The sequence below is a fragment of the Azospirillum sp. Sh1 genome (genome assembly GCF_008365135.1).
GTDB classification, from domain to species: Bacteria; Pseudomonadota; Alphaproteobacteria; order Azospirillales; family Azospirillaceae; genus Azospirillum; species Azospirillum oryzae.
This window is the reverse complement of the sequence record NZ_VTTK01000026.1, coordinates 58839-82219: the sequence shown is the minus strand read 5'-3', so window position 1 is coordinate 82219 and position 23381 is coordinate 58839. Positions and strand designations below refer to the sequence as shown.

General features: G+C 67.7%; 23 protein-coding genes and 1 tRNA gene. 20 read left to right on the top strand and 4 right to left on the bottom strand.

What is annotated here, in order from left to right; genetic code table 11:
- Positions 1-19: 19 nt before the first annotated feature.
- The 3 genes from arsC to FZ029_RS22835 all read left to right on the top strand — a co-directional run bounded on the left by arsC (position 20) and on the right by FZ029_RS22835 (position 2131).
- Positions 20-361, top strand: coding sequence for an arsenate reductase (glutaredoxin) (gene arsC / locus FZ029_RS22845; protein ID WP_149197278.1), 342 nt, complete (start codon positions 20-22; stop codon positions 359-361).
- Positions 362-395: 34 nt separating this feature from the next.
- A complete protein-coding gene (prmB, locus tag FZ029_RS22840) occupies positions 396-1340 on the top strand; it encodes a 50S ribosomal protein L3 N(5)-glutamine methyltransferase (protein WP_246457494.1) in 945 nt (314 codons plus the stop codon).
- Between the two features lie 68 nt (positions 1341-1408).
- Positions 1409-2131: a hypothetical protein gene (locus tag FZ029_RS22835; RefSeq protein ID WP_149272063.1), complete on the top strand. Its 723-nt coding sequence runs from the start codon at positions 1409-1411 to the stop codon at positions 2129-2131.
- A 6-nt stretch (positions 2132-2137) separates the two neighbouring features.
- Here the strand turns inward: FZ029_RS22835 and FZ029_RS22830 are convergent, their stop codons facing one another.
- Entirely contained in the window at positions 2138-2395 is a 258-nt protein-coding gene (locus FZ029_RS22830; protein WP_149272062.1) for an HNH endonuclease, read from the bottom strand.
- 146 nt (positions 2396-2541) lie between these two features.
- Between FZ029_RS22830 and FZ029_RS22825 the strand changes: the two genes are divergently transcribed.
- The gene (locus FZ029_RS22825) at positions 2542-2796 is read left to right on the top strand and encodes a hypothetical protein (protein WP_149272061.1); all 255 of its coding nucleotides are present in this window, start codon (positions 2542-2544) and stop codon (positions 2794-2796) included.
- A 60-nt stretch (positions 2797-2856) separates the two neighbouring features.
- On the opposite strand, the gene carA is transcribed toward FZ029_RS22825, so the two are convergent.
- Positions 2857-4029 (bottom strand): glutamine-hydrolyzing carbamoyl-phosphate synthase small subunit, encoded by a 1173-nt coding sequence (gene carA, locus FZ029_RS22820; protein WP_149272060.1) that lies wholly within the window; start codon positions 4027-4029, stop codon positions 2857-2859.
- 359 nt (positions 4030-4388) lie between these two features.
- Between carA and FZ029_RS22815 the strand changes: the two genes are divergently transcribed.
- The 9 genes from FZ029_RS22815 to FZ029_RS22775 all read left to right on the top strand — a co-directional run bounded on the left by FZ029_RS22815 (position 4389) and on the right by FZ029_RS22775 (position 12613).
- The gene (locus tag FZ029_RS22815; protein WP_149272059.1) at positions 4389-4853 is read left to right on the top strand and encodes a GatB/YqeY domain-containing protein; all 465 of its coding nucleotides are present in this window, start codon (positions 4389-4391) and stop codon (positions 4851-4853) included.
- A gap of 60 nt (positions 4854-4913) precedes the next feature.
- Entirely contained in the window at positions 4914-5546 is a 633-nt protein-coding gene (locus FZ029_RS22810) for a Uma2 family endonuclease (RefSeq protein ID WP_247892454.1), read from the top strand.
- Positions 5547-5684: 138 nt separating this feature from the next.
- Entirely contained in the window at positions 5685-7595 is a 1911-nt protein-coding gene (gene dnaG / locus FZ029_RS22805; protein ID WP_149272058.1) for a DNA primase, read from the top strand.
- Between the two features lie 198 nt (positions 7596-7793).
- Complete coding sequence (rpoD, locus tag FZ029_RS22800; protein ID WP_149197270.1) at positions 7794-9806, top strand: RNA polymerase sigma factor RpoD; 2013 nt, start codon at positions 7794-7796, stop codon at positions 9804-9806.
- Positions 9807-9938: 132 nt separating this feature from the next.
- Positions 9939-10014: transfer RNA gene (locus FZ029_RS22795), tRNA-Ile, on the top strand.
- A gap of 152 nt (positions 10015-10166) precedes the next feature.
- Positions 10167-10352, top strand: coding sequence for a hypothetical protein (locus tag FZ029_RS22790; RefSeq protein WP_149272057.1), 186 nt, complete (start codon positions 10167-10169; stop codon positions 10350-10352).
- Positions 10353-10358: 6 nt separating this feature from the next.
- The gene (locus FZ029_RS22785) at positions 10359-10964 is read left to right on the top strand and encodes a hypothetical protein (RefSeq protein WP_149272056.1); all 606 of its coding nucleotides are present in this window, start codon (positions 10359-10361) and stop codon (positions 10962-10964) included.
- Between the two features lie 192 nt (positions 10965-11156).
- Positions 11157-11666 (top strand): sigma-70 family RNA polymerase sigma factor, encoded by a 510-nt coding sequence (locus tag FZ029_RS22780; protein WP_085089022.1) that lies wholly within the window; start codon positions 11157-11159, stop codon positions 11664-11666.
- Positions 11666-12613 (top strand): anti-sigma factor, encoded by a 948-nt coding sequence (locus FZ029_RS22775; protein ID WP_149197266.1) that lies wholly within the window; start codon positions 11666-11668, stop codon positions 12611-12613. The genes FZ029_RS22780 and FZ029_RS22775 overlap by 1 nt, the downstream gene beginning before the upstream one ends.
- A gap of 33 nt (positions 12614-12646) precedes the next feature.
- Here FZ029_RS22775 and FZ029_RS22770 read toward each other — a convergent pair whose 3' ends face one another.
- Positions 12647-13297 carry a dienelactone hydrolase family protein gene (locus FZ029_RS22770; protein ID WP_247892453.1) on the bottom strand — a complete coding sequence of 217 codons (651 nt, stop codon included), beginning with the start codon at positions 13295-13297 and terminating at the stop codon, positions 12647-12649.
- A gap of 169 nt (positions 13298-13466) precedes the next feature.
- Between FZ029_RS22770 and FZ029_RS22765 the strand changes: the two genes are divergently transcribed.
- The 7 genes from FZ029_RS22765 (at position 13467) to FZ029_RS22735 (ending at position 21565) form a co-directional block, all read left to right on the top strand.
- Positions 13467-14282 (top strand): SRPBCC family protein, encoded by an 816-nt coding sequence (locus FZ029_RS22765; RefSeq protein WP_149272055.1) that lies wholly within the window; start codon positions 13467-13469, stop codon positions 14280-14282.
- A complete protein-coding gene (locus tag FZ029_RS22760; protein ID WP_149272054.1) occupies positions 14279-15460 on the top strand; it encodes a zinc-dependent alcohol dehydrogenase in 1182 nt (393 codons plus the stop codon). Before FZ029_RS22765 ends, FZ029_RS22760 begins: the two co-directional genes overlap by 4 nt.
- A 20-nt stretch (positions 15461-15480) precedes the next feature.
- Positions 15481-15735, top strand: a complete 255-nt coding sequence (locus tag FZ029_RS22755; RefSeq protein WP_149197263.1) for a hypothetical protein — start codon at positions 15481-15483, stop codon at positions 15733-15735.
- A 274-nt stretch (positions 15736-16009) separates the two neighbouring features.
- Entirely contained in the window at positions 16010-18019 is a 2010-nt protein-coding gene (gene treZ / locus FZ029_RS22750; protein ID WP_247892452.1) for a malto-oligosyltrehalose trehalohydrolase, read from the top strand.
- Between the two features lie 7 nt (positions 18020-18026).
- Positions 18027-20093, top strand: a complete 2067-nt coding sequence (locus FZ029_RS22745; RefSeq protein ID WP_149272053.1) for an amylo-alpha-1,6-glucosidase — start codon at positions 18027-18029, stop codon at positions 20091-20093.
- Positions 20094-20715: 622 nt separating this feature from the next.
- Positions 20716-21036, top strand: coding sequence for a hypothetical protein (locus FZ029_RS22740; RefSeq protein WP_149272052.1), 321 nt, complete (start codon positions 20716-20718; stop codon positions 21034-21036).
- Between the two features lie 166 nt (positions 21037-21202).
- The gene (locus tag FZ029_RS22735) at positions 21203-21565 is read left to right on the top strand and encodes a hypothetical protein (RefSeq protein ID WP_149197260.1); all 363 of its coding nucleotides are present in this window, start codon (positions 21203-21205) and stop codon (positions 21563-21565) included.
- A 13-nt stretch (positions 21566-21578) separates the two neighbouring features.
- Here the strand turns inward: FZ029_RS22735 and FZ029_RS22730 are convergent, their stop codons facing one another.
- Positions 21579-23210: a polysaccharide deacetylase family protein gene (locus tag FZ029_RS22730; protein WP_149272051.1), complete on the bottom strand. Its 1632-nt coding sequence runs from the start codon at positions 23208-23210 to the stop codon at positions 21579-21581.
- Between the last annotated feature and the right edge of the window lie 171 nt (positions 23211-23381).

Here is a 23381-nt window from a genome sequence, read left to right as displayed (position 1 = left end):
CAACCCTGGAAAGCCTGCCATGAGCGACGTGACGATCTATCACAACCCGCGCTGCAGCAAATCGCGCGAGACGCTGGAGCTTCTGCGGTCGCGCGGCGTCGAGCCGACGGTGATCGAGTATCTGAAGACCCCGCCCGGCCCGGCGGAGCTGTCGGCCATCCTCGCCAAGCTGGGCAAGGGGCCGCGCGACATCACCCGCGCCAAGGAGGCGGCGGAGGCCGGCTTGCCCAAGGATCTGGACGGAGAGGCGCTGGTCGCCGCCCTGTCCGCCAATCCGGCGGCCATCGAGCGCCCGATCGTGGTGAAGGGCGACCGCGCCCGCGTCGGCCGTCCGCCGGAGTCGGTGCTGGACATCCTCTGACCCTATTCCCGTTCCTGACCGGAGCCTGCGCCCAGTGACCAGCAAGCTGACCACCAAACACACCGCCGCGGCAGCCGCCGCCGAGCTGTCGACCATCCGCGATTTCCTGCGCTACGGCGTCAGCCGCTTCAACGAGGCCGATCTGGATTACGGCCACGGCACCACCACGGCCTTCGACGAGGCGGTGTTCCTGGTGCTGGAGACGCTGCACCTGCCGGTCGACCAGCTCGACCCCTATCTGGACTCGCGCCTGACCGCGGCGGAGCGCGAGGCGGTGGCCGGCATCCTCCATGCCCGCATCGACACCCGCAAGCCGGCGCCCTACCTGCTGAACAAGGCCTATATCCAGGGCATCCCCTTCTATGTGGACGAGCGGGTGATCGTCCCGCGCTCCTACATCGGGGAGTTGCTGTTCTCCGACCTGTTCGGCGGCGACGACTTCACGCTGGTGGAGGACCCGACGTCGGTGGAGCGGGTGCTGGATCTGTGCACCGGTTCCGGCTGCCTCGCCATCCTGGCCGCCCGTATCTTCCCCGAGGCCCAGGTGGACGCCGTCGACCTGTCGCCCGACGCGCTGGAGGTGGCGAAGCGCAACGTCGCCGACAGCGGGTTCGAGGACCGCATCACCCTGCACCAGGGCGACCTGTTTGCGCCGCTGAAGACGCGGAAGTACGACGTCATCATCACCAACCCGCCCTATGTCGACGCCGAATCGATGGACGCCCTGCCGCCGGAATTCCGGGCCGAGCCGGAGATGGCGCTGGCCGGCGGCGATGACGGGCTGGACATCGTCCGCCGCATCCTGAAGGAAGCGCCCAAGCACCTGACCCCGGAGGGCGGGCTGCTGTGCGAGTTCGGCACCGGCCGCGAGATTCTGGAGGCGGAGTATCCGCACCTGGATTTCCTGTGGCTGCAGACCGCCAACAGCTTCGGCGAGGTGTTCTGGCTGACGCGGGAGCAGCTGAAGGCGGGGAAGTGAGGTTTGGGGGCATTGGCCGCCCTTCCATATCTCTTGTCGGCGAACGGTTTCCCGGTAACAGTGCTGGGATGACCGTTCGCCTCCTGTTCCTTTCCCTTTTGGGTCTCCTCCTGGCGGCGATGCCGGCCGCGGCGCAGTCCAATGGCTGCGGCGGCTTTCCGCCGACCAAGCTGACTCTCGACACCGTGCTGGCGCCGATCAAGCGCGACGACAGCCTGTCGATCGCCCAGCTCACCCGGCTTCCGGGGCGGACGCCGGGGCCGGCGAGCACCGCCGACAGCCATGTGCTGGGGCTGACCCAGGCGCGTTACGGCGAGCAGTCACAGGTGCAGGCGCTGTTCAAGTCGATGGGCGACGGCACCTATTGCGCGTCGGCCAGTTCGCTGACCATCAGCTTCGGCTTCCAGCAGCGCATCGTCCATGTCGCCGGCGAGATCCCGGCCGGGTCCTGCCTGCATGGCGAAGTTCTGGCCCATGAGATGCGCCATGTCGCGGTGGACGAGGCGCTGCTGAACGAGATGATGCCGCAGATCCGCAGCCGCCTGGAGCAGGTGATCGACGGGATGGCGCCGGTGCGCTCGCGCAGCCAGACCCAGGCGATGGCGGCGATCCGCCGGCCGCTCGAATCGGCGATGCGGCGGATCATGCAGGAGTTCGGCCGCGAGCGCGACCGCCGGCAGGCCAAGGTCGACACGGTGGAGGAGTATGAGCGGGTCAGCCGCGTCTGCAACGGCGAGGCCCGCGAATATCTGCCGAAGCCGGCCGCGCGGCGGGCGATGCAGCGGGGCTGAGGTCGGTCAGCGCTTGCGCCGCCGCCGGTCGGTGGCGTGACCGTCAACGAACTCAGGCGGCTTGCGGCGGACCCAGCGGATGAAGGCGGCGATGTCGGGATGGCCGCGCAGCGCCTCGATCTCGTGATAATGGTCGCGCAGCTGCTGTTCGGTCAGCACCGCGTGGATCTTCGCATGACAGATGCGGTGCATCGTCACCGTATCCCGGCCGCCATAGGTGCGTGGGATCAGGTGATGCTCGTTCAGGCTGGCGCCCGGCACCATCTGCCGTCCGCAAAGCGGGCAGGCGGGGTTGTCGGGCTCCGCAGTCGGCGGAGGCTTGTGAGAAAACGGATGATCGGCAAGACGCATATCTGTTGGAACCGCTGATCGCTGCCCATGTTGGCAATCTAGGAGAGGCCATAATCGATATGGTCCGCAACCTCCAGGAGGCCACTGTGGACGATCCCAAATCAAAGCCTCGTGACCAGAAGCATGGCGGCGAAAAGGCGGCCGCTACCCCGACAGCCGCCGGCCAGACAGCCGATTGCACCCAGTACGGCCAAGCCGCCGGATCACCCGGCGGGCGTGGCGGCACCAGCTGCTATGGCGGCATCCAGCGGGTCCAGCCGCGCACGGCGACCACCGCGACGCTGGCCCCTGACAAGGAGCATAACGCCAAATAGGAAAAGGGGGAGCCGCGCGAACGGCTCCCCCTTTTTTCATGACCTGTTGGCAGTCGGACGTCAGGCTGCCTTCTTCTCGGCGATCAGCTGGACGAAGCGGTCGAACAGATAGTGGCTGTCCTGCGGGCCGGGCGAGGCTTCCGGGTGGTACTGCACCGAGAAGACCGGCTTGCCCTTCAGGCGGATGCCCTCGTTGGTGCCGTCGAACAGGCTGACATGGGTGACCTCGGCATCGGCCGGCAGGGTCTCCGGAACGACGACGAAGCCGTGGTTCTGGCTGGTGATCTCCACCCGGCCGGAGGCGAGGTCCTTCACCGGATGGTTGGCGCCACGGTGGCCCAGCGCCATCTTGGTGGTCTTGGCGCCCAGCGCCAGCGACAGCATCTGGTGGCCGAGGCAGATGCCGAACATCGGCACGCCGGTGTCGAGCAGGCCCTTGATGGTCGGCACGGCATATTCGCCGGTGGCGGCGGGGTCGCCGGGGCCGTTGGACAGGAAGACGCCGTCCGGCTGGTGGCGCATCACGTCCTCGACCGAGGCGGTGGACGGAACCACCGTCACCTTGCAGCCGGCCGCGGCGAGGCAGCGCAGGATGTTGCGCTTGGCGCCGTAATCGATGGCGACGACATGGTACTGCGGCTTGTCCTGGGTGGCGTAGCCGCCGCCGATGGTCCAGCCGGCCTCGGTCCAGTCATAGGTCTGGCGGCAGGACACGTCCTTGGCCAGATCCATGCCCTCCAGACCCGGCCAGCCCTTGGCCTTGGCGACCAGCGCCTCGATGTCGAACTTGCCGTCCGGCGCATGGGCGACGACGCCGTTGGGCGCGCCCAGGTCGCGGATGCGGCGGGTCAGGCGGCGGGTGTCGACGCCGGCCAGACCGACGAGGCCGTAGCTCTTCAGCCAGTCGTCCAGATGGCGGGTGGAGCGCCAGTTCGACGGGTCGGTGATGTCGGCGCGCAGGATCAGGCCACGGGCGGCCGGCGTGATCGTCTCGATGTCTTCGGCGTTGGCGCCGGTGTTGCCGATGTGCGGGAAGGTGAAGGTGATGATCTGGCCGGCATAGCTGGGATCGGTCAGGATCTCCTGATAGCCGGTCATGGAGGTGTTGAAGCACACCTCGCCCACCGAATCCCCCGTGGCGCCGATGCCTCGGCCGCGGAACACCGTGCCGTCGGCCAGGACCAGGACGCCGGTGTGAACCGCATTGTCGGAGGGGGGAGTGGCGAGAGTCATTCCTATGAACCTTCCCAAAAACCGCGGCCGGCGACGGATCGGGTGATCGGCGGAACGGCGACGGCCTAGCGTCCCGCCGGGCGCGCACACGCAACCGCTCGCACCCCATATCCACCCAGGAGGGCGATGACGTGGGATCGAGTGGGCTGATCGGGTGGGCCGGACATCCTATATGACGATTGGCGGCCGGATTTCCAGCAATAGCTTTGCAAGGCGGCCCTGATCCGCGGACAAAGTCGGCCGGCGGCGGAACCGGGCGTTCGCGGAAACGGGCCATTTGTGTGGAAATCGGCGGACGCTTTCGGGATAGTCGCCCTGTCCGGCCGCATGCCGGGCACGAAGAACAAGGAAGACTGGACATGACCCTGCGCACGCAGTTCAACGACTCCCTCAAGGATGCGATGCGCGCGAAGGACATGCGCGCGGTGTCCACCCTGCGCCTGATCCTTACCGAGCTGAAGAACCGCGACATCGAGTCCCGCGGCCGCGGCGTGACCGACGGCATCGACGGCCCGGCCATCCTGTCGATGCTGCAGACGATGGTGAAGCAGCGCAACGAGTCGGCGGGAATGTACGAGCAGGGCGGCCGTCCCGAACTGGCGCAGCAGGAGCGCGAGGAGATCGCGGTCATCGAACGCTTCCTGCCCAAGCAGATGAGCGAGGAGGAGTCCGCCGCCGCCATCGACGCCATCGTGACCGAACTGGGCGCCTCCAGCATCAAGGACATGGGCAAGGTGATGGCCGAGCTGAAGGCCCGCCATGCCGGCCAGATGGACTTCGCCAAGGCCGGTGGTCTGGTGAAGGCACGGCTTTCGGGCAAGTAAGGGCGGGCAAATTAGGGGCGCTGGCCGCCGCGGGGCGACTCAGGCTAGGCTTGAGGTCTGATGCCCCGCGCGGCAGACGGGCAGGAGGACAGTGGAATGGTCGCGGTCCGCAAATCCAGCTCTTCAGGCATGACCGTCGCGGAGTTCCTGGACTGGAACGGCGACGGCACCGACACGCGCTATGAGCTGGTGAACGGCGAACCGCGCGCCATGGCGCTGGCGAGCATTACCCACGGCATCCTGCAAAGCACCGTCGCCCGCCTGATCGGCAACCATCTGGCCGACCGCGCGCCCGGCTGCCATGTCGTGACCGCGCCGGGCGTGCAGCCCCGCGTCCGCTCCAGCCACAACATGCGCATCCCCGACCTGGGCGTGACCTGCACCCCGGATGAACGGGGTCTGCGCACGCTGCCCGATCCGGTCCTGCTGATCGAGATCCTCTCGCTCAGCAACGAGGCCGAGACCTGGGAGAATGTCTGGACCTACACCACGCTGCCGTCGGTCCGCGAGATCCTGGTGCTGTGGACGGCCGGTGTCGGTGCGGAGCTTCTGCGGCGGCAGGGGGACGGAAGCTGGCCGGAATGTCCGCAAGTGATCGTCGGGGACGAGGTGCTGGCTCTGGACAGCATCGGCTATCAGGCCCCCTTGCGCACGCTCTATGTCGGGACGCATCTCGTCAGGCCGCCGGACTGACGCATTGCCTCTGCGCCATCTGCACCCTTGGGGACGGCGGCGCTGGTTCCCATACTATGCCTCTGCTATAGCCTGGCTCCCATTGCTCCGCCCTTTGCCCCCGCCCATCGTCCTTCGTACCCCGGTGACCGTTCGACCATGGCTTTCCCGCCCCAATTCCTGGAAGAACTGCGCACCCGGCTGACCTTGTCGGAAGTGGTATCCAAGCGGCTGCGGCTGATCCGCGCCGGCCGCGAGTACAAGGCCCCCTGTCCCTTCCACAATGAGAAGTCGCCCTCCTTCTACGTCAACGACCAGAAGGGCTTCTTCCATTGCTTCGGTTGCGGCGCCCATGGCGACATCATCGGATTCGTCATGCGCCACGACAATCTCGGCTTCCCCGATGCGGTCGAGCATCTGGCCGGCGAGGCCGGCTTGCCGGTTCCGCGCCCGACGGAGGAGGACCGCCAGCGCTACGAGCGGCGCAAGACCCTGCACGACCTTGTCGAACAGGCGGCGCGCTGGTTCGAACAGCAGCTGCACACGCCCGCCGGGCGGCCGGGGCTGGACTATTTCATGCGGCGCGGGCTGGACGGCGAGACCATCGCCCGCTTCCGGCTGGGCTTTGCCCCCGGCGATTCGAACGCGCTGCGCACCCATCTCGGCAAGCAGGGCTTTTCCGATGAGGACATGGTCAATGCCGGGTTGCTGAAGCGGCCGGACGACGGCCGGTCTCCCTACAGCTTCTTCCGCAACCGGGTGATGTTCCCGGTCACCGACCGGCGCGGGCAGGTGGTCGCCTTCGGCGGGCGCATCCTGGAGGGCGACGGGCCGAAATACGTCAACACCGCCGACACCCCGCTCTTCCACAAGGGCACGCTGCTCTACGGCCTGTCGCGGGCGCGGCAGGCGGCGGCGGACGGCAAGCCGGTGATCGTCGCCGAAGGTTATATGGATGTGATCGCGCTGGTCCGCGCCGGCTTCGAGGGCGCCGTGGCGCCGCTGGGCACCGCGCTGACCGAGACGCAGGTGCAGGAGCTGTGGAAGCTGATCCCGGCGGCGGAGAAGGTGCCCTTCCTGTGTTTCGACGGCGACAATGCCGGCCGGCGCGCGGCGTGGCGGGCGGTGGAGCGCATTTTGCCGCACCTCGCCCCCGGCCAGTCGGCCCGCGTCGCCTTCCTGCCGGAGGGGGAAGACCCCGACAGCCTGATCCGCGCCAGCGGCGCCAAGGCGATGGGGGCGGTGCTGGAGGCGGCCATCCCGCTGTCCGACGCCCTGTGGCGAATGGAGAGCGAAGGCCGGCCGACCGACACGCCGGAGGCCAAGGCCGCGGTGAAGGCGGCGCTGGAGGCCCGCGTCGCCACCATCGCCGACCGCGACGTCCAGAGCTTCTACCGCACCGAGATGCGCCGCCGCGTCGACGAGGCCTTCGCCCCGGTGCGCCAGGGCTACAATCGCGGCCCCTGGGTGCCGGGGCAGGGGCGGAGCCGCTTCGGCGAGGCGCCACGCCGCCATGTGCCGGGCACGCCGGGCCGCCTGACCTCCAAGCCGGTCGGGGAGGGGCGCGGCCGCGCCTCGCGCCTCGCTTCGATGCGGGAGCGGATCCTGCTGGCGACGCTCATCAATCATCCGGAATTGTTCGGCGAACTGGCCGAGCCGCTGGGGCTGTTGCCGTTCGGTGACCCGGAGCTGGAAAAACTGCGCTGGGCGGTCATTGAATGCCTTTCCGACGACCGCAATCACGACTCGACACTTGACGCCGCTGCGCTTTGTCGCCACTTGTCATCCGCCGGCCATGAGACCATGGTCGGTGCTTTGCTAGGCGAGTCGACCTATGTCCATGCCGGCTTCGCCCGTCCCGACGCCTCTACGGAGGACGCCAGGAAGGGATGGTGGCCTGCGTGGCGGCATCTGCATCACGAGCGGGTGCTCGACGATCTTAGGGAAGCGAAGGCGGCCCTGACCCGTGACAACAGCGAGGCCAACTTCGCGAGGGTCGTGGCTCTTCAGCAGGAGGTCATAAAGTCCGGTCTGGGTAATGCGGACGACAGTGACTTTGACGATGTCTGACGGTTGATGACTCGTATCATCGGCAATCGGGCATCGGTTGACGGGACACAGGGCAACAGGACGGGGCCGCATGACAGTTTCTGTGATGGCGGGTTCTGGGTAGATACATGGTTGGGGGTGGGGCGGACGGGCCGGGAAACCGGGACCGGGCGCTCCTTTCGTCTTTATTCACTGGGGTAATGCGGGGGCACCGATCGCATGGCCACGAAAGCTGCGAACAGCGTGGAAGTTTCCGAAACGCGGGAGGAATCCGCAGACGGTCCTCTGATGGACGGCATGGGTTTGGCCGTCAAGAAGATGATCGCCCGCGGCAAGGAGCGCGGGTATGTCACCTATGACGAGCTGAACGCAGCGCTGCCGCAGGATTCGTCCTCTTCCGAGCAGATCGAAGACACGATGGCGATGCTGTCCGAAATGGGCATCAACATCGTCGAATCGGAAGAGCAGGATTCGGAGAACAGCGGCGAGGCCGGCGGCGAGGGCGAAGGCCGCTCGTCGGGCAATCTCGACGACGACGACATCGGCCGCACCGACGACCCAGTGCGCATGTATCTGCGCGAGATGGGTTCGGTGGAGCTGCTGTCGCGCGAAGGCGAAATCGCCATCGCCAAGCGGATCGAGGCCGGCCGCGAGATGATGATCGGCGCGATCTGCGAATCGCCCCTGACCATCCGCGCCATCCTGGAGTGGCATGATTCCCTGATGGAAGGGAAGATGCTGCTGCGCGACATCATCGATCTGGACGCCACCTATGGCGGCGGTCCGGACGGTGAGGAGATTCCGGAGGGTCTGGCCGGGGTGGTCGAGGCCGTCGGTCCCGCCGGCACCGCCGGTGCGGCTCCCGCCGCCGAAGCGCCGGCCGACGAGGAAGGCGACGAGCCGCGTCCGCCGCGCGCCGAAGGCGAGGGCGACGAGGGCGAGGAAGGCGACGAGGGCGAGAACAGCCTGTCGCTGTCCGCGATGGAAGCCGCGCTGAAGCCGCAGGTCATCGAGACCTTCGAGAACATCAAGGCGACCTACGACAAGCTGCACAAGCTGCATGAGGCCCGCATGGGCGCGATGCAGCGCGGCGAGGATGTCGGCAAGCAGACGGACAAGAAGTACGACAAGCTCAAGACCGAGATGGTCGAGCTGATGAACACCGTCCGCCTGAACAACCAGCGCATCGAACAGCTGGTCGAGCAGCTCTATGGCCTGAACCGCAAGCTGACCGGCTTCGAAGGCCGCCTGCTGCGCATGGCGACCGAGTGCCGGGTGAAGCGCGAGGACTTCCTGAACCAGTATTTCGGCCACGAGCTGGATCCGAACTGGCTGGAGCGCATCCGCGGCCTGAACCCCAAGACCTGGGGCAAGTTCGCGGAGAAGTACGACAGCGACATCCGCAAGACGCGCGAGGCGATCTCCAACGTCGCCGACGAGGCGCGCCTGCCGATCAACGAGTTCCGCCGCATCGTCTCCACCGTCCAGAAGGGCGAGAAGGAAGCGAGCCGCGCCAAGAAGGAGATGGTCGAGGCCAACCTGCGTCTCGTCATCTCGATCGCCAAGAAGTACACGAACCGCGGCCTGCAGTTCCTGGACCTGATCCAGGAGGGCAACATCGGCCTGATGAAGGCGGTCGACAAGTTCGAGTACCGGCGCGGCTACAAGTTCTCGACCTACGCCACCTGGTGGATTCGTCAGGCCATCACCCGCTCCATCGCGGACCAGGCGCGGACCATCCGCATCCCGGTCCACATGATCGAGACGATCAACAAGCTGGTCCGCACCAGCCGCCAGATGCTGCACGAGATCGGCCGCGAGCCGACCCCGGAAGAGCTGGCCGAGCGTCTGATGATGCCGCTGGAGAAGGTCCGCAAGGTCCTGAAGATCGCCAAGGAGCCGATCTCCCTCGAAACGCCGATCGGCGACGAGGAGGATTCGCATCTCGGCGATTTCATCGAGGACAAGAACGCGGTCCTGCCGCTCGACGCCGCCATCCAGGCGAACCTGCGCGAGACGACGACCCGCGTCCTGGCCTCGCTGACGCCGCGCGAGGAGCGTGTGCTGCGCATGCGCTTCGGCATCGGCATGAACACCGACCACACGCTGGAAGAGGTCGGCCAGCAGTTCAACGTGACCCGCGAGCGTATCCGCCAGATCGAGGCGAAGGCGCTGCGCAAGCTGAAGCACCCGTCGCGATCGCGCAAGCTGCGCAGCTTCCTGGATACCTGATCCGGGACGCTTGTTTTCGAGACGGAGCGGGGGCCGGTTGGCCCCCGTTTTCGTTTTCGGGCTTCTGCGTCGGAACGATGAACGAGGGGTTGCATTTCCCCGAAGCTTTGTCGCAAAGTGCGCCCCGCGGTAGGGCCTGTAGTTCAGCGGTTAGAACGCGCCGCTCATAACGGTGTTGTCGTCGGTTCGAATCCGGCCGGGCCCACCACGCTTTTCCTGTGACCGGTAACGTCATCATGTCGCGCAAAATCCTGGCCGTCGCTCTTGCGCCGGCTAAGATGCGGTGCGATGAATAGATATGTCGTTCCATACCCATTCCGGCTTTCTGGCCGCAGGATGGGGCCTGAAGGATAATCTGGAATGCCGGTCGAAAACAAAGCGGGCCTGTCCAAAGCCCAAATCGAAAAGATACAGAAGCCTTACGCCCACAATACCGGTCCCAAGGTCGATTACGACCTTGCCCGGAAGGGGCTTGAGGATTTCGACCGCGAGAACGGCGATCTCTGGAAGGACGTGGCGCGTCTCCTGAGCCGTTCCCAGGGGTAATGATCCTTGGCCGACGCACGGTTTCCCAATTTGGATGAGGCTTTTGCCTTTCTTGATGATGCACGGCGGCGCGTTGAAATCGAGCTGAAATGCTCCATCCTCCACGACCGGGAAATTTCCGAAGAGGCTGTTCTGGAAGCGGAAAAGGGCTTCGGATCCATTCCCGGCGTCCCGAACCCGAATCACTTCAAGGTCGCCGGTCACATAGCCTTCTGGGTCCGCAAGCTGAAGCCCTTCCGTGTCTTCCGCATTTCCACCGTCATACACTTTCTTGAAGAGCGCGGGATCCAGCATCCCTTCCCGCCGGAGATGGTCCGGAAACCCGTTGCACCTGTTCGTCAACGAGATGATTGCTGCTCGGGCAGCCTTTGGGATCATCAGGGCCCATGGAACCGTTCTGCGCCCAAAGCCCGAACTGGTCCACGACCTGATCACGTCGCTGCGTTACCATTCCTTCTCGCCGAGTGCGATCCGAATCATCCTGGAAGGAATGGCGTAGCGTCCGGATGGTGTGTGAAGGGCGGGCATATCCCATCCGATCATCCAACAGCCCACCTGAAGCCTTTTCGGCACAAGCGTGGCCGTACCGCACAAATTTTGCTGCAAGCCTGACAAAGTCTGGAATAAAGGATGCGCGGCGCGCGTTCGCACCCATATGCATCGGGTCCCCATTTCGGCCGCAGGGTCGAGTGAGCCGGCCCGGCCCTGGAGTTGCGGCGCCCTCGTCGTCCCGTCCGGCCTCTCGCTGGAAGGGGGAGTCCATGGCGTGAGCCTTGGCGTTACCGGTAAGGAACGGGTGCGCGGTTGAGCAAATTCGGGGTCGATCTGGAAGTCCACATCGCGTCCTTGCGGCGCTACGCGCGTGCGTTGCTGCGCAACGGTGCGGATGCGGAGGATCTGGTGCAGGAGGCGCTGACGCGCGCGGTGGCGCGCGCCGACAGCTTCCAGGCGGGGACGAACCTGCGGGCATGGCTTTTCACCATCCTGCACAACGTCCACGTCAATCAGGTCCGTTCCAAGGCCGCCCGGCCGCAGGAGGTCGACGTCGCCGACGTCGAATCGAAGCTGGTCAGCCCGGCCCGGCAGGAAGAGCGTGTCGAGCTGCGCGAGATGATGCGCGCGGTCGACGAGTTGCCGGAGGAACAGCGCAAGGTGCTGCTTCTGGTGGCGCTGGAGGGCCTGAAATATGACGAGGTCGCCGACATGCTCGGCGTGCCGATCGGGACCGTCATGTCGCGCCTATCCAGGGCGCGCGAGGCGGTGCGGGCGAAACTGGCGAACGAGGGTGGCGTCACCCTCCGGCGGGTGAAGTGATGAACGCGCATCAAGCGACTGGACGGGTCACGGAGGACGAACTCCACGCCTATGTGGATGGCCAGCTGGACGGCAACCGCCGCCTGGCGGTGGAGCGATGGCTTGCCGAGGATCCGGAGGCGGCGCGCCGGGCGGAGGATTACCGCGCCCAGGGGCTGCTGCTGCACGAGATGTTCGACGCCGTCCTGCGCGAGCCGCCGAGCGACACGGTTCAGGAACTGTCCGACCGGCTGAAGGGTCGCATCGCCTTCAACGACAACCGTCCGGCCTGGCATGCCCGCCCGCTGGTGCGATTCGCCGCGGCGGTGATGCTGGTGGTCGCCGGCGCCGCCGGCGGCTGGATGGGCCGTGGCGCCGACCAGCAGGGCGCGGCCCCCGTCGCCCAGCAGCGCCAGACGCTGGCCACCTTCGCCCAGGAGGCGACGCAGGCGCACCGTTTCTACACCTCGGACGAACGCTTCCAGGTGGAACTTGGCGCCGACAATCAGGACGAGCTGAACGGCTGGCTGTCCAAGCGGATGGGCCGCGACGTGTTCGGTCCGGACCTGGGCCGCGTCGGCTACCGGCTGATCGGTGGCCGGTCGCTGCCGACCGACCTCGGCGCCGGCGCCCAGTACATGTATGCCAACGACGCCAACAAGCGGATCACCCTCTTCGTCGGCGCCCCCCAGGGCGGCAACCAGTCCAACTTCAGCTTCACCCAGAACGGCGACGTCGCGACCTTCTATTGGGTCGAGGGTCCGCTGGCCTACGCGCTGGCCGGCCGCCTGTCGAAGGAGGAACTGCTGGAGATCGCCAAGGCGGTCTATCAGGACGTGAAGGCCGGCCCGCCGCGCCGCGAGCCGCCGCCGGAACAGCAGCCCCAGCAGCAACAGCCGCAGCCGCAACAGGACCATCCGCCGGGCGTGCAGCCGATCAGCGACACCCAAAAGGCGAAGGAAAGCTGAGGCGAAGGAAAGTAGAGGGGCGTCTGCTCCCCTCTACTTCTTCAGCAAGTTTTCCTTCAGCCAGTCGCGCACCTCGCGGCAGACCGCCTCCGACGCCTCCTCCAGGGCGTGGCCGGTGCCGGGGACCAGGACCAGCTTCTTCGGCTCGCGCGCCTTGCGGTGGACGTGGATGGAGCAACTGGGCGGCAGGATCTCGTCCGCCTCGCCATGGACCAGCAGGATGGGGCAGGACAAATCGCCGACCGGGTCGGTGCCGTAGCCCTGGGTCGCCAGCGCCACCACCGTGCAGACGGCGCCGCGGTTCGACGCCGCCGCCTGGATGACCACGGCCCCACCGAAGGAATGGCCGACCAGCGCCACATGGTGGATGCCCTGGCGGCCAAGGAAGCTCAGCCCGCACAGCAGGTCGTACACCGACTCCTCCAGGTCGCGCGGATCGCGGAAGCGCAGGCGCAGCGAGGCGATGCGGTCGGCGGTCAGGTCGGCGGCCAGCCGGGGATAGAGCCCGCGCGCCGGCGTGTCGAAGCCGCCGCCGACCCCGCCGACCCAAATCACCGCCAGAACCCCGCCCGGCACCGGGTAATAGCGGGCCTCGACCGGGCCACGGTCGGTTTCCAGCGTCGCCGGCTGAAAGCCTTCGGCGTCGGCGATCCCCATGGTGGCGTCCAGAAGCGGCACGGCCATTCTCCCTTCCGATCTCGGCTGCTGAAGATGGTAACAGCGGGAACGCCCCACGGTTGCCGCATACCGGGGCGGGCGAGGCAACGAAGCCGCAACCCGGCTGTTCTCCATCCAGAGACTTTGGCCCAGTGACTCTGGCCACAGGCATTGGACAAACGGGAAAGGAGCGGCGATGGCGTCGAACAGTTTGACCGGAGACGGCCGCTGGCCGCGGCCGGACACTTTCGGCTCGGGCTTGAGCCGGATCGGCGACCGCCTTGGGTCGGGCGAGGTTGCGACCGGCGGACGCTGGCTTGCCATGATGGGCGGCACCGCGCTGGGCGTGATGGGGTTGCGGCGGTCGGGATGGGGCGGGGCGATGCTGGCGCTCGGCGGCGCCGGCCTGTTCGCCGTCGGCGCCCTGGGGTTGGGTTCGTTCGGCGGACGGCCGCTGCGCACCGTATCGAACCCCGGCTGGCGCAGCCACGGCCCGGCCTCCCGCCGGCGGTCGCTGACGCCGGAGCGGAAGCAGGCCGTGGTCACCATCGCATCCGAACCGGGGACGGTCTTCCGCTTCTGGCGCAACTTCGCCAACCTGCCGAAACTGATGCCGCAGCTGGAGCGGGTCGACGTGTTGTCGGCCACCGAAAGCCGTTGGATCGCCAAGGCCGTCTCGGGCGGCGAGGGGCCGAGCTGGCGCTGCGTGCTCGACCGCGTCGACGAGGACCGCCTGCTGACCTGGCACACGGTGGGCGAGACGGCGCTGCCGCACCGCGCCTCGCTGATGCTGAGCCCGGCGCCCGGCGACCGCGGGACGGAGGTGCGGCTGACGCTGGTCTACCGGGTTCCGGCCGGCGAGGTGGCGGCGCTTCTGGGCGTGACGCCGGAAGGGCAGGCGGAAGAGGCGCTGCGCCGGCTGAAACAGCGGGTGGAGACCGGTGAACTGTCGACCATCGAACGGCAGCCGCGCGGGGATGGATCGGGTACTTTCCGGGAGGCGACGGAATGAAGGCGCTCTGCTGGAACGGAACCAACGATCTGCGGGTGGAGCGGGTGCCCGACCCGGTTCTGGTCAATCCGCATGACGTGATCGTCAAGGTGGCGCTGTCGTCGGTCTGCGGGTCGGACCTGCATCTGATCGACGGCTATGTGCCGACCATGCGGCCCGGCGACATCATCGGCCACGAGTTCCTCGGCGAGATCGTGGAGAAGGGGCCGGAGGTCCGCTATCTCAACCGCGGCGACCGGGTCATCACCGTTTCGATCATCGGCTGCGGCCATTGCGGGCACTGCCGGCACGGCGAAAGCTCGCTGTGCGACAACTCCAACCCGAACCCGGACTATGCCCGCACCGCCTACGGCCATTGCGGCGCCGGCATCTTCGGCTACAGCCACGCCTTCGGCGGCTATGCCGGCAGCCACGCCGACTATATCCGCGTGCCCTATGCCGACTTCAACGCCTTCCGCGTGCCGGAGGGGGTGAGCGACGAGAAGGCCGTCTTCGTGTCGGACGCGGTGCCGACCGGCTACATGGCCGCCGACATGGCCGGCATCAAGCCCGGCGACATGGTGGCGGTATGGGGCTGCGGCGGCGTCGGCCAGATGGCGATCCGCAGCGCCTATCTGCTGGGGGCGGAGCGGGTGATCGGCATCGACCGCTATCCCGACCGGCTGCGCGCCGCCCAGATGAAGGTGGGGGCGGAGACGCTGGACTACAGCCGCGTCGACGTCTTCGACGCGCTGCAGGCGATGACCGGCGGGCGCGGTCCCGACGTCTGCATCGACGCCGTCGGCATGGAGGCCGACAGCGCGTCGAACGCGGTGGAGGACCTGTACGACCGTGCCAAGCAGGCGGTGGGGCTGCAGACCGACCGGCCGGCGGTTCTGCGCCAGATGATCGAGAGCTGCCGCAAGGCCGGCACCCTGTCGATCGTCGGCGTCTATGGCGGGGTGATCGACAAGTTCCCGATGGGCGCGGCGATGAACAAGGGCCTGACCTTCCGCATGGGCCAGCAGAACGGCCAGCGCTATGCCGGGCGCCTGTTCGAGCACATCCGCAACGGCGACCTGGACCCCTCATATCTGATGACGCACCGGCTGCCGCTGGACGATGGCCCGCAGGCCTACCGCATGTTCAAGGAGAAGGCGGACGACTGCATGCGCGTCGTCTTCGCCCCGCAAGGCTAAAGCGAAAAGGGAGAGCGGCCATGGAGCTGGTCTATGCCTATCCCGCCGAACGCGGCCGGGGTGTGGAGGCCGAGATCGTCGGCAGCCTGCGCGACCGCTTCGGCGATGTCGTGCAGCGCGGGCGGGAGGAGCGCGACGCCGAACGCGGCGACCGTTCGGACGTGGTGGTGACGCTGGAGGTCACCGACGACAAGGTCGAAGCGGCGCTGACCGCGCTGCGCGCCCACCCGCTGGTGATCGACGCGGCGGCGCGGAGTTTTGGGGAGAGGGTGTGAGGGGGGCGGTGCTTTGCCCCCTCCCTCCCACGGCTTCGCCGCGGGTCCCTCCCTCCCCCGCTGCGCGGGAGAGGGTTGATTCGCTCGGCGGCGGAGTTCCCTCTCCCACCGAAGGTGGGGGAGGGTTAGGGAGGGGGCACCCGAAGCCGACACTTGACCCCAAAACCCTTAGCCTCTGAAACAATTTTCGGCCTGTCTGCAACCACGCCGCCCAGCCTCTGTTGACCATTGCCGCAAGGCAAGTCCGCATCACTCGTTCCAGGGGGCCGTTGCCGTGAAGTTGTCCGCCGTCGTACCGCCTGTCGAGCAGGTGCAGGCCACCGTCAAACGCCGCTGGCCCATCGGTGTGGAGTTACTGCCCGGCGGTGCCCATGCGCGGGTCTGGGCGCCGAAGGCCGGGCGTGTGGAGCTTGTGGCCGAACCGGACGGGCGGGCGACGGCGCTGGAGCGCGAGGCCAACGGCTATTTCTCCGGCGCCGTGCCGGGGCTGGAGGCCGGCGGGCTCTACCGCTTTCGGCTGGACGGCGGCGACATGCGCTATCCGGATCCGATGTCGCGCTTCCAGCCGGAGGGACCGCACGGCCCGTCCCAGCTGGTCGATCCGCACCGCTTCGCCTGGACCGATCAGGACTGGCAAGGCCGCGCGATCAAGGGCCAGGTGATCTACGAGATGCACATCGGCACCTTCACGCATGACGGGACCTGGGACGCCGCGTTGCGGGAGCTGCCGGCGCTGGCCGATCTCGGCGTGACGGTGCTGGAGGTGATGCCGGTGTCGGAGTTTCCCGGCCGCTTCGGCTGGGGCTATGACGGGGTGAACCTGTTCGCGCCGACGCGGCTCTATGGCGATCCCGACGCCATGCGGCGCTTCGTCGACGGGGCGCACCGGCTGGGGCTCGCCGTCATTCTCGACGTCGTCTACAACCACTTCGGTCCGGACGGCAATTACCTGAAATGCTTCGCCGATGACTACTTCACCGACCGCTACAAGAACGACTGGGGCGAGTCGATCAACTTCGACGGTCCCAACTCGGAACCGGTGCGGGAGTTCTTCCTCTGCAACGCCGCCTACTGGATCGCGGAATACCACCTGGACGGGCTGCGGCTGGACGCCACCCAGTCGATCTTCGACAGCAGCGAAGAGAGAGGAGAACCGCACATCCTGGCCGAGATCTCCCTCACCGTGCGCAAGGCGGCCGACGGACGCGCCGCCATCCTGGTGGGGGAGAACGAGCCGCAGCATGCCAGCATGGTGAAGCCGGCCGAGGAGGGTGGTTGCGGGCTGTGCGCCATCTGGAACGACGACCTGCACCATTCGGCCATGGTGGCGTTGACCGGCCGGAACGAGGCCTATTACAGCGATTACCGCGGCACCCCGCAGGAGTTCGTGTCGGCGCTGAAGTACGGCTTCCTCTATCAGGGGCAGTGGTATCGCTGGCAGGGCAAGCGGCGCGGTATGCCGGCCCTCGCCATGCCGCGGCCGGCTTTCGTCAATTTCCTGCAGAACCACGACCAGATCGCCAACTCCGCCAGGGGCTCGAGGCTGCATGCGCTGACCGCGCCGGGGCTGCTGCGGGCGATGACGGCGCTGATCCTGCTGGGACCCGGTACGCCGATGCTGTTCCAGGGGCAGGAATTCGCCGCCGGCGCCCCCTTCCTCTATTTCGCCGACCACAAGCCGGACCTCGCCGCGCTGGTCGAGACGGGCAGGGCGGAGTTCCTGGCCCAGTTCCCCAGCATCGCCGAACCGGCGATGAGCGCCGGACTGCCCAAGCCGCAGGCGGAGGACAGCTTCACCCGTTGCAAGCTCGACCACCGGGAGCGGGAGGCCAACGCCGCGGTCTGGACGATGCACCGCGACCTGCTGCGCCTGCGCCGGGAGGACCCGGTGTTCGCCGCCCAGCGCGTCGGCGGGCTGGATGGCGCGGTGCTGGGGGAGGAGGCCTTCGTCCTGCGCTTCTTCGGGGAGGAGGAGGGCGACGACCGGCTGGTCCTGGTCAATCTGGGCCGCGACCTGACGCTTCGCGTGCTGGCGGAGCCGCTGCTGGCGCCGCCGCTCGTGGATGGCGCCTGGATGCTGCTGTGGTCGAGCGAGGAGCCCGCCTATGGCGGCGGCGGCTCGGCGGCGGTGGAACAGTCGGACGGCGCATGGCGGCTGCCCGGCCATGCGGCGCTGGTTCTGGCCCCCGCGCGCGATTTTCCAAAGAAAAGCGACGGGGCCGGGGGCAACACAACCCCGGTCATCGTGGTTTCACATGGGTCGGAAACCGATTGCAGAGCATAGGTCCACCATGGCTGATTTTGTCCGCACCCTGTCGCGCGATATCCTGAACACCGGTCCCAAAGGCGCGGAGACCCGTGAATGGCTGGTCGCCAACGGTCTCGGCGGCTACGCCTCGGGCTCCGTGTCGGGGGCGGTGACGCGGCGTTACCACGGGCTGCTGATCGCGGCGCTGCCGGCTCCGCTCGGCCGCGTGCTGATGCTGAGCCAGCTGAGCGACGTGGTCATCGACGCCGACGGCCGGAGCTACAGGCTGAGCAGCCGCGACACCGGCGGCGATCCCGCGGGAGACGATGCGGAGGGCGGCGAAGCGGGGCAGGAGGGCCAGACCGCCGCCTTGCAGGAATTCCGAATGGAGTCGGGCCTGCCGGTCTGGCGTTTCCGCGCCGGCGGGGCGGTGATCGAAAAGCAGGTCGTCCTGCCGCACGGCCAGAACATCGTCCATGTCACCTATCGGGTGATGGAGACGAAGGCGCCGGTGAAATTGCATCTGCGGCCGGTGCTGGCCTTCCGCACGCAGGAATCGGCGGTCGACCGACCGCTCGCCGGGGACTATCGCATCACCGCGGCCGGGCAGCGTTACGAGGTTTCCGCCGGACCCGACCTGCCGGTGTTGCGCATGGCGATCGAGGGTGGCCATTTCCCAATGACGCTCGACGGCGGCATCCGACGCGACGTCTATTACCGGGTGGAGGACGAACGCGGCTATCAGGCGCGCGGTTCGCTGTGGACGCCCGGCTATTTCAGCGGCGAGGTCGGGTCGGGCCAGAGCATCACCTTCGCCGCGGCGACCGAGGACTGGTGGCGGCTGGAGGCGTTGCCGCCGCAGGACGTGTTGGTGTTCGAGACGGAGCGCCGCCGCCGCATCATCCAGAACGCCCATCCCGCCTTGCGCGACGGGGCGATGGCGGAACTGGTGCTGTCTGCCGACAGCTTCCTGTTCGTGCCGGCCGGCCGCGTCGCCGACCAGATGCGGGCGCGGGCGGAGGGCGACGAGGTGCGGACGGTGATCGCCGGCTATCACTGGTTCACCGACTGGGGCCGCGACACCATGATCGCGCTGGAAGGGCTGACGCTGGCCACCGGCCGCCATCTGGAAGCCGGGTGGATCCTGCACACCTTCGGCCATTACATCCGCGACGGCCTGATCCCCAACATGTTCCCCGACGGCAAGGATCGCGGGCTGTACCACACCGCCGACGCGACGATGTGGTTCTTCCACGCGCTGCACCGCTATCTGGGCGCCACCGGCGACCGCGACACGCTGCGCCTGCTGCTGCCCAAGCTGAACGATGTGATCGACCACCACCGCCGCGGCACCCGGTTCGGCATCGGCGTCGACCCAAGGGACGGGCTGCTGCGCCAGGGGCAGGAGGGCTACCAGCTGACCTGGATGGACGCCAAGGTCGACGACTGGGTGGTGACGCCGCGCCGGGGCAAGGCGGTGGAGATCAATGCGCTGTGGTATAATGCCCTGCGGCTGATGGCCGGCTGGCTGCGCGAGGAGGACGGCGAGGCCGCCGCCCGTCCGCTGACCGAATTGGCCGATCAGGCCCACGCCTCCTTCAACGCGCGCTTCTGGTGCCCGTCGGCCGGCCATCTGTTCGACGTGGTGGATGGCGAGCATGGCGACGACATCGCCTGCCGGCCCAACCAGATCTTCGCCGTCTCGCTCGACCATCCGGTGCTGGAGCGCGAACGATGGGATCCGGTGGTGGAAACGGTGCGAAGCCGTCTGCTGACCCCGCTGGGGCTGCGGTCGCTGGCGCCGGGCTGCCGCGACTACAAGGCCAAATATTTCGGCGACCTGCGGGCGCGCGACGCCGCCTATCACCAGGGCACCGTCTGGGGCTGGCTGATCGGCCCCTATGTCGATGCGTGGCTGAAGCTGCACCCGGAGGACAAGGCGGGGGCGCGGCGCCTGCTGGAGGGCTTCCTGCCGCATCTGGACGAGGCCGGCATCGGCACCATCAGCGAGATCTTCGATGCGGAGGCGCCTTTCACCCCGCGCGGCTGCATCTCCCAGGCCTGGAGCGTGGCGGAGGTCCTGCGCTGCTGGGTGAAGACGGAGAGCTGAAGGAATTCGGCGGTTGCGGAGACCCTGCCTCTCCGAAGGTCATAGGGCGGCCGATGAGGGCCGCCCCACCCGCAACGATGGTGGAATGCCCTTGGGAGCAGTTGTCAACAGGGCACAACAGGGTGTGAAATCGCAGGGTCGGGCGGAATGTGACAGATTTCGGTTGACACGCGGCCAGGGCTCCGAGAGCGAAAAAACAGGGTTTTCTTTTATAAATCAGGTGCTTGCGTCATTTGCCTGATTTTTGGGCAAACACCGTGGCCCCGTTGAATCGCCTAGCGCGAATCGGGACTGCCCACGGCTTGCCCACACAGTTATCCACAGCCTCTGTGGAGACCGTCGGCTTTGCCGGCGGCCATGCCTCCCGTCGTGCCTGTCGGCCGGACCTGTACTTTCGATGCCTGTGCTTTGGGCCGAGGCCGGGGCGGGGCTCTGCGCAAGGGGGTAATCGTTTTGGATTTTAGCCAGACCGGAGAAAGCATCCTATAGTTCCCGCGCCGGTTCTCTCGGTACCCCGACTGGCGGTACTCCGGGCGGACCTTCGAAATGCAGCCGTACGGAGTGCGGAAGGACAGCCAGAGCGGAGGAGCCAATGCGGAGCGTTGTGCGGGGTGTCGCCGGCATGCCGTACCCGGCGGGCCGGTCGGGATGGGCGGCGGAGGATGCCGCCACGGCCGGGACCGCCGGGCGCTCGCGGCGTGGCGCCCTTGGCCTGCTGCCGGCCGTCGTCGGTCCTCTGCTGGCGGTGTCGGTGCTGGGGGCGCTGATCCTGCATCTTCTGGCCGGTCTGGTGGCCCGGCTTCCCACCACCGATGCACTGGGAGCCTTGTCGGTCATGGTCGGGATGGCGGTGGTCCTCGTGACCCTGCTGCCCTTCGCACTGCTGTCCGTCAGGCGGGCGCACCGGGCCTGGGCCGCCATGCAGGAGTCCTTCCGCAGCTGAGGCCGCCGCTCAGGCCACTGCAGAGATCGCCCGTTCAGGCTTTTCCCTAGGATTACTCCCGATAAGGATTCCGTTGCTCCGCGGGGCGCACCCGCGTTTAATCGCGGGTGAGGGCGGCATTCGCCCTTCCTCCCGGTGATCCGGGGTGGTTTTCCGGGGGCGCGGGATGGGGCTTTTCGATTTCCTGAAGGTCGCGGTGAAGGACAACAAGGCGGCCAAGCCTGCCGGCCGCATACCGGTCAGCGTCATCCAGTGCGACGGAAAGAGCTTTCCCATCGTGTCGCTGACGCCGAAGGGTTTCGTCGCCCGCGGCTTCGACGGGTCGCTGATCGTCGGTCAGAACGCCAAGGTGTCGGTGCGTGTCGACGATCCCGCCGGCAAGTTCACCTTCAACGCGACCGTCGCGGTGGTGGAGATCAAGGGCGACACCGTCGGCGCCACCTGGTCGATCCTGCCGACGGAGGTCGATGCGGTGATCCGCCAATACGCCCAGAACCGCAAGAAGCAGGACGGCAAGCCCGCCCGGTAAGGGCGTAGGCCGCTTACTGGCGGTCGGTGGGCGTTCCGGCCACGGGCGAGGGCATGCCGGCGTTGACGATCTTCGGCAGTGCCAGGACGCGCGCCCGTTCCAGCCATTCGGACAGGGTGACGAACTCGCAGCCCTTGGCCCGCAGCTCCGCGATCACGCGGGGCAGCGCCTGCGCCGTACTGGCATAGGTGGAGTGCATCAGGAAGACGTTGCCCGGCAGGCCGCCCAGCTTGATCTGGCTGACGATCTTGTCGGCATTGCGCACCTGCCAGTCGCGCGTGTCCACCGACCACAGGACGGAGCCCATATGCTCCTCCCGCGCGATGGTCAGCAGATCGTCCGAATAGCGGCCGTAGGGCGGGCGGAACAGCACCGGGTTGGCGCCGAATTCGCGCAGGATGCGGTTGGTCTCCGTGATCTCGTAGCGGGCGCCGGCGGCGTCCATCTTGCGCAGGTCGGAATGGGTCAGGCTGTGGTTGCCGATCTCGTGCCCGCCGGCGACGAAGTCGCGGATCAGATCCCCCTGCCGTTCGGCGATGCGGCCGACCGGGAAATAGGTGGCGCGGACGCCCTCGCGGTTCAGGATGTCCAGAACCTGACGGGTGACCGTGCGGTGCGGCCCGTCGTCGAAGGTCAGGGCGCAGAGGTTCCAGTTCTCCCGCTTCAACGTCGCCGGCATCACGTCGTAGCGCGAATCCGGCATCACCGAGCGCAGCCGGCCCTTGCGGCGGCTGTGCTGCTCGATGTCCGCCATGGTGCGGGCATCTTCCTCGTTGTAGATGACCAGACCGTCGGCCGGCGGCAAGGCTGCGGCGACGGACGGCGGCGGCAGCGGAGCGGCGACGGCGGAGCCGATCGGCGCCAGGACCGAAGTGGTCGTCGCCGTCACCGGCTCGCGCTCTACGGCTGGCTGCGGCGGCTTGCCGTCGGGCAATGGCGGGGCGACGGCCACGGTCACGGCCGGCGGCTTGGTCGCGGGCGACGGAACGATGGCCGGCTGCGCCGGTGTTGCCGCCTGCACGGGGACAACGTCGGGAACGGGCGCCGTCGCGCTCTTTTCGGGAGCGGCCTTTTCGGGGGTGGTCTTCGCCTGTGTGACGGGCGCCAACGTGACGGGCGCCGGCGTCGCGGCCGGGGCCGGGCGGTCGACGACAAGGCAGCCGAAACCGGCGCCGACGATCCGGCGGCACAGCGCCCGCGCGTCGGTGCCCTTGGCGACCTGGGCGTAGAGCGCCACGCCGCCGGCCTCGCTCTTGCCGTCCAGCAGCATGACCGAGGCGGTCATCCCGGCCGTCAGGTCGTGCTCGCGCCGCTGCAGGTTCTTCCAGCTCCACCAGGCGTCGCCGTCGCGGGAAAAGATGCCCAGCTGCAGGACCGGGCCATCGGCAGCGGCCGGGGCAGCGGCCGGGGCCGGCGCCTTCTGCTCGACCTTCGCTGCGTGCTGGCGTTTGGCGGGCGATTCGGCGGCGTGGGAGGGCAGGGCGGGCAAGGCGATCGCGCAGGCCAGCAGGGCGGCCTTGAGCAGTCTGCCGGAGCCCTGGCCGCGCGCCGGCAGGACCAGCGCAAGGCCACGGCCCCGGCGGCTGTCGGCCATCCGGTGGCTGGAACTGTGGGATGCGGCGTTCGGCCAGGAAATGCGCAACATATCGGTCCCGTCGCTTGGCCCAGCCACTATCTGCGGACCGCCGGTTGATGGCGGTGCAATATCATCCCGATGGGGTTAATTCAAACGACAAGCGGCGAAAATGTGGCGGCTCCGCCGCTTTTCACAGGGGCGTTGCCGTTCGGAAACGGTGCCGCGACCGGGCATGCCCGG